The organism is Mesorhizobium sp. B2-7-3, assembly GCF_006440715.1.
Classification (GTDB): domain Bacteria; phylum Pseudomonadota; class Alphaproteobacteria; order Rhizobiales; family Rhizobiaceae; genus Mesorhizobium; species Mesorhizobium australicum.
Genome location: NZ_VFTY01000006.1, coordinates 76,090 through 88,423, shown reverse-complemented (window position 1 = coordinate 88,423; position 12,334 = coordinate 76,090). Strand labels below are relative to the sequence as shown.

At 64.0% G+C, this 12,334-nt stretch carries 15 protein-coding genes; 7 read left to right on the top strand and 8 right to left on the bottom strand.

Features of this window, described 5'->3' with window-relative positions; genetic code table 11:
• Positions 1–54: 54 nt before the first annotated feature.
• Entirely contained in the window at positions 55–1,209 is a 1,155-nt protein-coding gene (locus tag FJW04_RS15280) for a PA0069 family radical SAM protein (RefSeq protein ID WP_041163509.1), read from the bottom strand.
• Positions 1,210–1,359: 150 nt separating this feature from the next.
• On the opposite strand from FJW04_RS15280, the gene FJW04_RS15275 reads away from it, so the two are divergent.
• Positions 1,360–1,887 (top strand): glycosyltransferase, encoded by a 528-nt coding sequence (locus FJW04_RS15275; RefSeq protein WP_140715054.1) that lies wholly within the window; start codon positions 1,360–1,362, stop codon positions 1,885–1,887.
• Between the two features lie 28 nt (positions 1,888–1,915).
• On the opposite strand, the gene moaB is transcribed toward FJW04_RS15275, so the two are convergent.
• The 6 genes from moaB to FJW04_RS15245 all read right to left on the bottom strand — a co-directional run bounded on the left by moaB (position 1,916) and on the right by FJW04_RS15245 (position 5,619).
• The gene (gene moaB / locus FJW04_RS15270) at positions 1,916–2,470 is read right to left on the bottom strand and encodes a molybdenum cofactor biosynthesis protein B (RefSeq protein ID WP_015318850.1); all 555 of its coding nucleotides are present in this window, start codon (positions 2,468–2,470) and stop codon (positions 1,916–1,918) included.
• Positions 2,457–3,380 carry a 4-(cytidine 5'-diphospho)-2-C-methyl-D-erythritol kinase gene (locus tag FJW04_RS15265; protein WP_181172961.1) on the bottom strand — a complete coding sequence of 308 codons (924 nt, stop codon included), beginning with the start codon at positions 3,378–3,380 and terminating at the stop codon, positions 2,457–2,459. Before FJW04_RS15265 ends, moaB begins: the two co-directional genes overlap by 14 nt.
• Before the next feature lie 5 nt (positions 3,381–3,385).
• Positions 3,386–3,571, bottom strand: a complete 186-nt coding sequence (locus FJW04_RS15260; protein ID WP_015318848.1) for a membrane protein — start codon at positions 3,569–3,571, stop codon at positions 3,386–3,388.
• An 82-nt stretch (positions 3,572–3,653) separates the two neighbouring features.
• A complete protein-coding gene (locus tag FJW04_RS15255; RefSeq protein WP_140617598.1) occupies positions 3,654–4,517 on the bottom strand; it encodes a S49 family peptidase in 864 nt (287 codons plus the stop codon).
• Between the two features lie 77 nt (positions 4,518–4,594).
• Entirely contained in the window at positions 4,595–5,395 is an 801-nt protein-coding gene (locus FJW04_RS15250) for a methyltransferase (protein ID WP_015318846.1), read from the bottom strand.
• Positions 5,395–5,619: a DUF2007 domain-containing protein gene (locus tag FJW04_RS15245; protein WP_015318845.1), complete on the bottom strand. Its 225-nt coding sequence runs from the start codon at positions 5,617–5,619 to the stop codon at positions 5,395–5,397. The genes FJW04_RS15250 and FJW04_RS15245 overlap by 1 nt, the downstream gene beginning before the upstream one ends.
• 188 nt (positions 5,620–5,807) lie before the next feature.
• On the opposite strand from FJW04_RS15245, the gene FJW04_RS15240 reads away from it, so the two are divergent.
• The 5 genes from FJW04_RS15240 to FJW04_RS15220 all read left to right on the top strand — a co-directional run bounded on the left by FJW04_RS15240 (position 5,808) and on the right by FJW04_RS15220 (position 10,657).
• Positions 5,808–6,824, top strand: a complete 1,017-nt coding sequence (locus tag FJW04_RS15240; RefSeq protein ID WP_015318844.1) for a polyprenyl synthetase family protein — start codon at positions 5,808–5,810, stop codon at positions 6,822–6,824.
• Between the two features lie 99 nt (positions 6,825–6,923).
• Complete coding sequence (locus FJW04_RS15235) at positions 6,924–7,592, top strand: GntR family transcriptional regulator (protein ID WP_140715050.1); 669 nt, start codon at positions 6,924–6,926, stop codon at positions 7,590–7,592.
• 107 nt (positions 7,593–7,699) lie between these two features.
• Positions 7,700–8,293 (top strand): biotin transporter BioY, encoded by a 594-nt coding sequence (locus tag FJW04_RS15230; protein ID WP_140715048.1) that lies wholly within the window; start codon positions 7,700–7,702, stop codon positions 8,291–8,293.
• The gene (locus FJW04_RS15225) at positions 8,290–8,739 is read left to right on the top strand and encodes a DUF1284 domain-containing protein (protein WP_140617321.1); all 450 of its coding nucleotides are present in this window, start codon (positions 8,290–8,292) and stop codon (positions 8,737–8,739) included. Before FJW04_RS15230 ends, FJW04_RS15225 begins: the two co-directional genes overlap by 4 nt.
• 142 nt (positions 8,740–8,881) lie before the next feature.
• Positions 8,882–10,657, top strand: a complete 1,776-nt coding sequence (locus FJW04_RS15220; protein WP_140715483.1) for a tetratricopeptide repeat protein — start codon at positions 8,882–8,884, stop codon at positions 10,655–10,657.
• 74 nt (positions 10,658–10,731) lie between these two features.
• Here FJW04_RS15220 and FJW04_RS15215 read toward each other — a convergent pair whose 3' ends face one another.
• Positions 10,732–11,193, bottom strand: coding sequence for a GNAT family N-acetyltransferase (locus FJW04_RS15215; protein WP_015318839.1), 462 nt, complete (start codon positions 11,191–11,193; stop codon positions 10,732–10,734).
• Positions 11,194–11,389: 196 nt separating this feature from the next.
• Here FJW04_RS15215 and FJW04_RS15210 point away from each other — a divergent pair, with 196 nt between their 5' ends.
• Positions 11,390–12,334, top strand: coding sequence for a glycine--tRNA ligase subunit alpha (locus tag FJW04_RS15210; RefSeq protein ID WP_140715046.1), 945 nt, complete (start codon positions 11,390–11,392; stop codon positions 12,332–12,334).

The following is a 12,334-nucleotide window of genomic DNA, read 5'->3' as shown; positions in this document are numbered from 1 at the left end:
CCGGACGGGATTTCTTTGCCACGGCGGCAATGAACAGCCGAGGCGATTTTCGGTTCAGAGCAGCATCAACTGCTCCTGGTCCTTGCCGGCAGCGACGAACTGGTCGGTCCGCAGCGTACGCCGCTCGGCATTGAGGCCGAGCCGCTTGGCGGTGATTTCGAAGCGCCGGCCGATCTGCCAAGCATAGGGTCCGGCGCCCTTCATGCGCTTGCCCCATTCCGAATCGTAGTCCTTGCCGTCGCGCATCGAACGGACCAGCGACATGACGTGGCGGTAGCGGTCGGGATAGTGGCGCAGCAGCCAGTCCTTGAAGATCGGGCTGACCTCCAGCGGCAGGCGCAGCACCACATAGCCGGCTTCGCGCGCCCCGGCATGGTGCGCCGAGTCGAGGATGCGTTCCATCTCCTGGTCGGTCAGGCCCGGAATGATCGGCGCCACCATCACCGAAGCGGGGATACCGGCATCCGAAAGCTGCCTGATCGCCTCCAGCCGCTTGGTCGGCGTCGATGCCCGAGGTTCCATCGTCCTGGCCAGCATGCGGTCAAGCGTCGTCACCGACAGCGCCACCTTGGCCAAGCCCCGCTCCGCCATGCGCGACAGAATGTCGATGTCGCGCACGACCAGGGCTGACTTGGTGACGATGCCGACCGGGTGGCCGCGCGCCTCCAGCACTTCGAGGATTTCGCGCATGATCCGGTACTGCTTCTCGATCGGCTGGTAGGGATCGGTGTTGGTGCCGATGGCGATGGTGCGCGGCTGGTAGCCATCCTTTGACAATTCCTTGTCGAGCAGGCGTGCCGCGTCGGGCTTGGCGAACAGCTTGGATTCGAAGTCCAGGCCCGGCGACAGGCCCATGAACGAGTGTGTCGGCCGCGCGAAGCAATAGACGCAACCGTGTTCGCAGCCGCGATAGGGATTGATCGACCGGTCGAAGGAGATGTCGGGCGATTCGTTGCGGGTGATGATGGTGCGCGGCTTTTCCACCTGCACCTCGGTCTTGAAGGGAGGAAGTTCCTCCAGCGAACTCCAGCCGTCGTCGAAGACATGCCGGCTGACAGGTTCGAACCGGCCGGACGGATTGATGCCTGCCGACCGGCCGCGGTTGCGGTCCGGACGGACCCGCATGCCGCTCTGCTCGATCATTGCATTGGCCATTTCGGCTCGTCCTGCTCCGAAGGCTGCAATGTCGGCTCGCATGATCGGTTCCATCTTCGCCCGCTCCCAGGGACTGTCCATGTTGTGTCGAATCGCTCTGTTCATGAAATTATTCCTATTTTATCGATGAGAACAAATCAAGAACTTTCTATGGTGCGCTGCAAAAACTGGCGCCGACCAACGCTTTCCGCTATTCGGCTAATCATGCTCAGTGTTCTGATTGAAACGCACAATGACGAGGAGGGGCTCGCCCGTACGCTGGGGACGCTGATTGGCGGCGCGGTCGAGGGCGTGGTGCGTGAGGTTGTCGTCTGCGACACGGGCTCCAGTGACCAGACCCATCGCGTCGCCGAGCATGCCGGCTGCCACTATGTGGGGAGCGGGGGCATCGCCGCCGGCATCCGCCAGGCCAAGGGTGACTGGCTGCTGTTTCTCGAACCGGGTGCGAGGCTGGTGGAGGGCTGGATCGACGCCGTCGTCGCCCATACGGCCAGGCAGACAATAGCGGCCCGGTTCTCGCGGGCGCGGGGCAGCCGTCCACCGTTCCTGGCCCGGGTCTTTTCGGCAAACCGCGCGCTCGCCGACGGACTGGTGATCAGCAAGCGACAGGCGGCATCGCTGTCCAAGAATGCCGGCAGCGCCGAGGCCTTAGCGCGCGGGCTGGCGACCAGACGGCTCGACGCCGAAATCTGGCCAGCGCAGCCGAAGCAGCAGCACCGCTCTGGGGGGTGATTTTTGCAACGGCTCTGCGTGGCGTTGCTTACGACGCCGATTTGCCGCGCCGCAGATGTTCGTCCAGGCGCGGCATGATCTCGACGAAGTTACAGGGCATGTGCCGGTAATCGAGCTGTGGCTCGAGGATACCGTCCCAGGCGTCCTTGCAGGCGCCGGGCGAGCCCGGCAGCACGAAGACGAAAGTGGCGTTGACGACACCGCCGGTCGCCCGGCTCTGGATCGTCGAGGTGCCGATCTTGTCATAGGAAATGCGGTGGAACACTTCCGAAAAGCCGTCCATGCGCTTTTCGAAGATCGGCTCCAGCGCCTCGGGCGTCACATCGCGTCCGGTAAAACCGGTTCCCCCAGTGGTGATCACGACGTCGATGGCCTTGTCCCGCGACCACGCCAGAACGGCGTCGCGGATTTTTTCGCGGTCGTCGGTGACGATATCGCGGGCGGCCAGGATGTGGCCGGCCTTGGTAATGCGATCGGCCAATGTCTGGCCGGATTTGTCGTCGGCCAAGCTGCGTGTGTCGGAAACAGTCAGCACCGCGATGCGCACCGGAATGAAGGCTCGGCTCTCGTCAATTCTGGCCATCTCGCCCAGCCTCCGACGCCATGCTGCGCGTTGCCGCGACGAACCAGTCGGGCTGGCGGCTGCGGATCTCGGCCGCCGCGCGCTTGGCGACATTGCCGGTCTCGAACAGGCCGAAGCACGTCGCGCCCGACCCGGACATTCGTGAAAAGCCAGATCCGGCCTTATCAAGCCATGAAAGCGCCCTGCCGATGGCGGGCTGCATCGCAAGGGCTGGCTGCTCGAGATCGTTGCGGGTGATTTCCAGCCAGTTGCGCAGGCTGTGAAAATCGATGCTGCGCGGCAGCGGCGGCAGCGGCTCATTTTCGCGATGGGACAATGCGGCGAAGATTTCCGCCGTCGAGACCGGCACACCCGGATTGACCAGCACGAGACCCAGTGCTGAAAAATCCGGCACCATCGACAGTTCCTCACCAATGCCGCGCGCGACCAGCGGCTTTGCCGCCAGGCACATCGGCACATCGGCGCCAAGCGAAAGACCGATCCGCGCCAGTTCGGCGCTGTCGAGCTCCAGCCCCCAGCTCTCGGTCAGCCCGCGTAGCACGGCCGCCGCGTCGCTCGATCCTCCGCCCACGCCGGATGCGACCGGAAGGTTCTTTTCGAGCCTGATGCTTACCGGCGGCGTGCTCCGAACGCCAGCGGCCTGCCGCAGGGCGTCGCGGCCCTTCAGCACAAGATTGCCGCCATCGAGCGGTACGTCCGCCGCATAGCGGCCGGACACGCTGAACTCATCGGCGTCGGCCGGCGCGATCTCGATCCTGTCGCCAAAGCGCGTGAACACAGCCAGGCTTTCGATGAGATGATAGCCGTCGGCGCGCCTGCCGGTGACGTGCAAAGCTAGGTTTATCTTGGCGGGTGCGGCCCATGTCCGGACACGCTGACCGGATTCCGCAGTCTCGATTGCGAGTGAAATGAGGGTCAGTCCTTGGCCAGCCGGTATTCGCCGGTCTGCGGATCCTTGACCAGCGTTCCCATCGCGCCGTTGGCCGCCTGTTTTTCGGTGCGCCGCACCTTGGCCGTCACGCGTTCAGCCTCGCGCACGAAGGTGCGGTAACCGAAATAGGCGGCGACGCCGACGACGGCGAAAAAAATGAGCTGCGGCATGTCAAACTCCTACCACGCTGGGCCGGTAAGACCGGCCGGTCGGGTCTTTCGGGCAACCATGCTAGACGCTTTCATGGCTTTTTCAAAGCCCGAAGCGCGCCCACGATGCGCGCTCTTCCGCCGCATCGATGACGCCGCTGGCGGCAACTGCGGCGATATCGGGTGCCGAAAAGCCCTTGCTCGAGCCGAACAGGCCAAAGCGGCCGAACAAACCGCGCGGCGCCGCCACCAGCCTGAGCTGGGTCTTCGGCCCGAAGCGGGTCTTCAGCACCGTGCGCATGTCGCCCAGCGCATCGACGAGGCCGAGCTCCAGGCCTCGCTTGCCGGTCCAGAACAGCCCGGTGAACAGGTCTGGATCGTCCGCCAGCTTCGTACCGCGCCGCTCCTTGACCAGATCGATGAAGGTCTCGTGCACTTCGAGCTGCAGCACCTTGAGCCGCTCGACGTCTTCCTTCTTCTCGGGCTTGAACGGATCGAGCACCGCCTTGTTCTGGCCGGCGGTGTGGACACGGCGCTCGACACCGATCTTCTTCATCAGTTCCGGGAAACCGAACGAGGCCGACACCACGCCGATCGAGCCGACGATGGAGGAGGGATCGGCGAAGATTTCATCGCCGGCGACCGCGATCATGTAGCCGCCGGACGCCGCGACATCCTCGACGAAGACCAGGACCTTTTTATTCTTCTCGACCGCAAGGTCGCGGATGCGCTTGAAGATCAGCCGTGACTGCACCGGCGAGCCGCCCGGCGAATTGATCGAGATCGCGACCGCCGGCGCCTCGAAGGAAAACGCCTTTTCGATCAGTCCGGCGGTGGAAGCAAGCGACAGGCTCGGCCGGAACTGGCCTCCGCCGGCCATGATGGTGCCGTGCAGTCGGATGACCGGAACGGTGACGACGGAGGAGCGCCAGGACTTCGGCAGCAGGCGGTTGAAAAGACGTTTCACGATGGCGTGGTCTCCGGCGATGGTTGCAGGCATGTAGGGATTTCCCGGCCAACGGCAATGTGTAGGCCGCCAACAGCTCAGTCTCCGAACAGCGAGGCGAGCCCGTTGGTGATCATTTCGCTGCGCTCGTCGGGGCCGTTGCCCGATCGCGCGTGAAGCATCAGGGGCGGACGGATGGCGAGCTTTCCTCGTGCCCCAAGTGCTGCCCGCACGATAATGCGGATTGCGGCCGCGTCCGGGCGAGGGTGCACGGCGAGCATCTCGGCTTCGCCGAAGCGGCCTGAAATCGCGTCGAGAATGGCGCCGAGCTGTTCGGGCCGGGCGATGACGGCAAGCCCGCCGCGCGGCCTGACAACCGCCGCCGCACTGCGGATCCAGCTTTCGAACAGTCCGTCCTCCATGACATGCGCTTCCTTTCTTAGCGGCTCGGGAGTGGCGCGGTCCCGGGCGGCGTTGAAAGGCGGGTTCATGATGACGAAGTCGAAATCATTGTCGGCAAGGCCGGTGGCGGCCCGGGCGCGGCCCGACACGGTGACATCGGCGACGAGCACGGCAGCGCGATCGCTGAGGTGCGCGTTGCCCGGATGGGCAAGCGTGGCTGCCGCGAAGGCCGCCATCTCAGGCGCGCGTTCGACCAGCACAGCCTGGGCACCCGGACAGCGCGACAGCACCGCAAGACCGGCAGCACCGGCGCCGGCCCCGAAATCGGCGAGCCGGCCGCCAAACGAGGATGGTACGGATGCGGCCAGCATCATTGCATCCATCCCGGCGCGATGGCCGCCATGCTTGGGCTGCACGAGCCAGAACCGGCCGCGGTGGAACGCATCGACCGTGTGGGCCGGCGTATCCGGGACAAGGGCGGCTGGCGCGGCCGACATTATTTCCCCCGGATCTCGTTGGCGATGCCGGCATCGGTCAGGATGCGGCGCGCGGCGTCGGCCTGGTCGGCATCCACCATGACGCGTCGCGGCAGGATACCAAGCGAGCCGTCGAGCACGCTCATGTTCTGGTCGGCGACGAAGCAGCCGATCCCGGCATCGCGCATCAGCGATTCGACAAAGGAGATGATGACGGCGTCGTTGGTGCGGATGAGCTCTATCATCGCAAGAAACTCGCAGGTTGCGGCGTGCATGTAAACGTGCGGCCGCATTCCCGCATTTCCCTGCGTTGACACGCTGTCGCCGCCGCCGCGCCAATTCGCCACTTGCCGTGGCCGTGCCAGCGGCCCTAGAGTCTTGTCGGGACTAAGGGTGCCGTCGCACGCGTTATACCAAGACGGGAGTGATTGTCGTGGGTGTCGTTCTCAACATCGAAAACGGGAAGCGGGAGCCCGCCTCCATCAAGGATCTCATCGATCTGACTGCTGCCGATATGGGACGTGTCAACGAGCTGATCCTGTCCAAGGCCGGCTCCGACGTCGAGATGATCCCCGAGGTCGCCAATCACCTGATCTCGTCCGGCGGCAAGCGGCTCAGGCCAATGCTGACGCTGGCTGCGGCGCAGATGTTCGGCTATGCCGGCGAGGGCCACGTCAAGCTCGCCACTTCGGTCGAATTCATGCATACGGCCACGCTTCTGCATGACGACGTGGTCGATGAAAGCGGCATGCGGCGCGGCAAGAAGACCGCCCGCATGATCTGGGGCAACCAGGCCAGCGTGCTGGTCGGCGACTTCCTGCTCGGCCAGGCCTTCCGCATGATGGTCGATGTCGGCTCGCTCGAAGCGCTCGACATCCTGTCCAGCGCAGCCTCGATTATCGCCGAGGGCGAGGTCATGCAGCTGGCCGCCGCCAAGAACCTCGAAACCACCGAGGACGAGCATTTCGCCGTCATCAAGGCCAAGACCGCCGCGCTGTTTTCGGCCGCTGCCGAGGTTGGCCCGGTCATCGCCCAGGCGACCCGCAACGACCGTGCGGCGCTGCGTTCCTACGGCATGAATCTCGGCCTTGCCTTCCAGCTGATCGATGATGCGCTGGACTATGGCGGCACCAGCAAGGATCTGGGCAAGAATGTCGGTGACGATTTCCGCGAGGGCAAGGTGACCTTGCCGGTCATCCTCGCCTACCGGCGCGGCAGCAAGGCCGAACGCACCTTTTGGAAGCGCGCCATCGAGGACAATGTCACCGACGACGCCGGGCTGGAAAAGGCGATCGGCCTGATGACCCGCCACGGCGCCATTGCCGACACGATCGGGCGCGCTCGCCATTTCGGCGAGATCGCCCGCGACGCGCTGGCGCCGCTGGAAGAGACGCCGCAGAAATCGGCGCTGATCGACGTCATCGATTTCTGCATCAGCCGCGTGAACTGAGCGCCTGACGGCTTGCTACCGGGGCCGTCAGTGAAAAGACGCCTGTGAATTCGCCCTGCCGTCTCGACAAGCAGCCCAGTCGCAAATTATCTATAAAACATGGCCAAGGGCACTGACGACACCATCGCGGTCCGCATCGGCAAGGTTTTGGCGGATCGCATCATCTCCGGCGCGATCGAGCCAGGGGCGAGGTTGCGGCAGGATCATGTCGCCGAGGAATTCAACACCAGCCACGTTCCCGTGCGCGAGGCGTTTCGCCGCCTCGAGGCGCAGGGCCTCGCCGTCAGTGAGCCGCGCCGTGGCGTGCGTGTCGCGGCCTTCGATCTGGGTGAGGTCAAGGAGGTCGCCGAGATGCGGGCCGCACTCGAAGTGCTGGCACTGCGCCACGCCGCGCCGCATCTGACCTCGGCCATTCTCGACCAGGCCGAGGAGGCGACAAAAGCCGGCGACAAATCCCGTGACGTCAGGTCGTGGGAGGAGGCCAATCGCGCCTTTCACCGGCTGATCCTGACGCCCTGCGGCATGCCCCGCCTGCTTGCCACCATAGACGATCTGCACGCGGCAAGCGCGCGCTTCCTGTTCGCGGCCTGGCGCTCGGAGTGGGAGACGCGCACCGACCAGGACCACCGGGCGATCCTCACCGCCTTGCGGCAGGGAAACACCGAATCGGCCGCGGCAACATTGGGACGGCATGTCCAATGGATTGGCCGCAAGCCGGTCAAGACAGCCTCCGGCGCCACGCGCGAAGCTTTCGCGATCGTGGGTTGAACGATCTTTTCCCAAGCCCAGGCTTGCTATCGCTCCAGAAATGTGGATTCGATAATAGATCGAAAACAGAAATTATCTATAATTTCGGATCGACCGAAGGGAAGCCTATGACCAACCTCGCATTCTCGTCCGCCAGACCGTCCTTCAGCCCGCTGCGTCTCCAGCAGCGATCGCTCGGCTGGCAGGCCGGCGCCGTCGTGCTCGGCACGCTCTTCCTGGCGCTGTCCTCTTACATCGAGGTTCCGATGGTGCCGGTTCCGGTGACCATGCAGACCTTCGCCGTGACGCTGATCGGTGCGCTCTATGGCTGGCGGCTTGGCGCGGTGACGATCGCGGCATGGCTGGTCGAAGGTGCTGTCGGCTTTCCAGTCCTGGCCGGCGGCGCTGCCGGCATTCAGCATTTCGTCGGCCCGACGGGTGGCTATCTCTTTGCCTTTCCTGTCACCGGCGCGCTGGTCGGCTGGTTGGCCGAGCGCGGCTGGAACGGCAACAGGGTTTTGCTTGCCTTCGCCGCCATGCTGCTCGGCAATCTTGCCTGCCTGGCTCTCGGCACAGCCTGGCTTGCCGTCATGATCGGCGCCGAGAAGGCCATCACCTTCGGCTTCGTGCCGTTCATCGTCGGCGGGTTGCTGAAATCGGCGCTTGGCGCCGCGACGCTGATGGCGCTCCCGCGCGGCAAGATGAACTTGCCGAAGCCGTGACGGTCAGGCTGCGCGCCCACCATCTCCTTTGCCTGCTCACCTATGTGGGCAAGGGATACAGCCCCGCTTTCACCGCCAATTATGACGGAATCGCGGAGCGCTTGAGCCGGGGCGAAGACATCCTCCTCGTTTCCGGACCAGACGACATCTGCGCTCCGTTGCTTGGCGAGCCGGAACCGCACTGCTTGCGTGACGGCGCGGCCGGGCGGGACCGGCAGGCCGCGGAAGACGTGGAAGCGCTGCTGGCTCGGCCGATCCGGGACGGCATCCGCGTCGATCTCGATGCCGCCATCCTGACAAGGCTGCGGCAGGCGTTTTCGACCGGCCACGTGCGCAAGGCGTGCGGCGGCTGCGAATGGAGCGGGCTGTGCGGCGCGGTGGCAAGCGGCGGCTATCGCGATGCGCGGCTGCGGCGGCCTGTTGACGCGCAAAACCGTCCCATTTAGCCATGGTTTGTTAATCGGGTGACCCGATTGTGAATTTCAGGCGGATTGAAGCGCGACCCCAAAAAGGCCATGCTTTGCCTGGAAAGATCGAGTCTGGGTCGATCCGCTGACGCGGAGATGGCGCCTGGCTGAAAGGGATATGATGCAGCAAGGACGTGCGCGCTGGCTGACAAGGCTGGCAATTGTGACGGGCATGGCGATTTCGGCATTGCCGGCCTATGCCAAGCAATCCACCGAACCGGTCAAGATCTCGTCATTCTCGGGCGCCTATCTGGCTGCCAGGATCGCCGAGGGCGACAACGACCTCGACAGCGCCATCGCCTATTACAAGCAAGCCCTGGCCTTCAATCCTGGTGACACAGCCCTGCAGCAGAGCCTGATGCTGTCGCTGATCGCTCAAGGCCGCTTCGACGAATCGCTGGTCTATGCCGACAAGCTCAAGGAAGTGCCCGATGTCGAACGCTTCTCGCGCCTGGCGCTGGCGGTCGACACCTTCCACAAGAAGGATTTCACCAAGGCACAGTACTGGCTCAAGCTGTCGCTGGAATCCGATCTCGATCGGCTGATCTCCGGCGTCATGTCCGGCTGGGCCGAGCAAGGTGCCGGCCAGGCCAGCGAAGCGATGGTTTCTATCGACAAGCTGCAGGGGCCGGACTGGTTCGGCCTGTTCAAATCCTTCCACCGCGCCCTGATCGCCGATGCGTCTGGTATGCCTGAAAAGGCCGAGGCTCTCTATGCCGCGACGATGCAGGACACCACCGCCGGCGGTGCGGCGCCTGAAACCTGGATGCGCAATGCGCAGGCCTATGCCTCGTTCCTGGCCCGTAAGGGCGACAAGGCCAAGGCGATGTCGGTTCTCGACCAGGCCGAGGCGTTCTCGCCGGGCAAGCTGGAAATCGTCGCCTTGCGCGACAGGATCAGCAAGGGCGACAAGATCGCGCCCTTCGTGTCCGGTCCGTCCGACGGTGCTTCCGAAATCCTGCTCGATCTTGCCACCGCGCTCAACCGTGGCGGCGGCGAGCCATTCGTGCGCCTTTATTTGCAATATGCCTTGGCCCTGAAGCCCGACAGCGACGCTGCCCTCGTGCAGCTCGCCGCCGTGGCCGAACAGCTGAAGAACGGCGAGGGCGCCATCGCACTCTATCGGCGCATCCCCGACTCTTCGCCACTGAAGGAGATTTCGGACCTGCAGCTTGGCCTCAACCTTGCCGATCTCGACCGCCATGACGAGGCGATCACGCATTTGAAGGCCTTCGTCGAAGCTCATCCAAACGACATGCGCGCCTATCTGGCGCTCGGCGGTGTCTACTCCTCGAAGGAGGATTTCCGCTCCGCCGCCAATCTCTACGACAAGGCCGTCGAGGTGCTGAAGACACCGACCGCCGCCAATTGGAACATCTTCTACCAGCGCGGCATCGCCTATGAGCGGCTGAAGGAATGGCCAAAGGCCGAGCCGAATTTCCGCAAGGCCCTGGAATTGCAGCCAGACCAGCCGCAGGTGCTGAACTATCTCGGCTATTCCTGGGTCGACATGAACACCAACCTGAAGGAGGGCCTGGAGATGATCCAGAAGGCCGTCGATCTCAAGCCGAGCGACGGCTACATCGTCGATTCCCTGGGTTGGGCTTATTTCCGCCTCGGCCGGTTCGATGACGCGGTGCGCGAGATGGAACGCGCGGTCTCGCTGAAGCCGGAAGATCCGGTTCTGAACGACCATCTCGGCGATGCCTACTGGCGCGTCGGCCGCAAGCTGGAAGCCACCTTCCAATGGAACCAGGCCCGCGACCTGAAGCCGGATCCCGACGTGCTTGCCTCCTTGCAACAGAAGCTGATGAAGGGCCTGCCGCCGATCGAGTCCAACACGGCGCAGGAAACCCCGAAGGTCAAGCCGGAGCCGGTTCCCGCCCCGAAGGGGTGAAACGCCTTTTTGGAATCCGAACGGGGCTCTCGGAGCCCCGTTTTCGTTTTGATGTCCGTCTGCTCAGAACGCGCTCAGAACATCTTTCGATAGACGACGAAGCCAGAGCGTTCGCCGACCTTGTCATAAAGCTTCATCGCCGCGTGATTGGTTTCATGCGTCAGCCAGTATACTCGGCCGGAACCGGCCACCTGGGCGCGCTCGTAGACGCCTTCGATCAGCGCCCGGCCGACGCCTTTGCCGCGCGAGGCTTCGTTGGTGAAAAGATCCTGCAGATAGCAGTTTGGTGCGATCGCCGTCGTGCTGCGGTGGAACAGGTAGTGGACGAGGCCAAGCAACTCGCCTTCGTTTTCCGCGACCAGCGCATGCACTGGCTCATAGGCGTCGAAGAAGCGGGACCACGTCATTGCCGTGATGTCGCTTGCCAGCGCCGTCTCGCCCGAACGGCCATAGAAAGCGTTGTAGCCGTCCCACAGCGGCAGCCATCGGTCGAAATCCTGGCGCGTGACGGGGCGGATGGTGACGGGGTTGGACATGGCTTGACCTGTCGTCGTTGACATGGGTGATACAGGGCTTCGAAGAAAGCGCAGGTCGCTACGTCCGGCAATGGGCCAGCCGCTCGCAAAGCTTTCGACCGGTCCTGCAAAGGTCGCGGGCGCGCGCCTTGCTTGACGCTTCGCCGCCGTGTCTCTAGGACGTGGCCGCAAGCTAGCCTGTGTCGCCGAGGCCACCGTGACGATTGAAATCCCAGCCCATATGCATCCCAGCCGCTCATTTCAGGGGCTGATCCTCACTTTGCACAATTACTGGGCGGCTTATGGCTGCGTCATCCTCCAGCCCTATGACATGGAGGTCGGCGCCGGCACCTTTCACCCGGCAACGACGTTGCGCGCGCTAGGGCCCAGGGGCTGGAACGCCGCCTTCGTCCAGCCTTCGCGCCGTCCCAAGGACGGCCGCTATGGCGAGAATCCCAACCGGCTGCAGCACTATTACCAGTACCAGGTGATCCTGAAGCCCAATCCACCGAACCTGCAGGAGCTTTACCTCGGCTCGCTGGCGGCGATCGGCGTCGATCCTCTGCTGCACGACATACGCTTCGTCGAGGACGATTGGGAAAGCCCGACTTTGGGCGCCTGGGGGCTTGGCTGGGAATGCTGGTGCGACGGCATGGAGGTGTCGCAGTTTACCTATTTCCAGCAGGTCTGCGGCATCGAATGCGCGCCGGTGGCGGGGGAACTCACCTACGGCCTGGAGCGCCTGGCCATGTATGTGCAGGGCGTCGACAATGTCTACGACCTCAACTTCAACGGCCGCGAGGGCGCCGACAAGGTGACCTATGGCGATGTGTTCCTGCAGGCCGAGCAGGAATATTCGCGCCACAATTTCGAATACGCCGACACGGCGATGCTGCTCAGGCATTTCGAGGACGCCGAGGCCGAGTGCAAGGCGCTGCTCGAGGCCGGCGCGCCGGCCTCGAACGACAATCTGCCGATGCACAAGATGGTCTTCCCGGCCTATGACCAGTGCATCAAGGCCAGCCATGTCTTCAATTTGCTGGACGCGCGTGGCGTGATCTCTGTCACCGAGCGCCAGAGCTACATCCTGCGCGTGCGCAATCTGGCGAAGGCCTGCGGCGAGGCGTTCTTGAAGACGCAGGCCGGTGGATTGGCGGCCTGA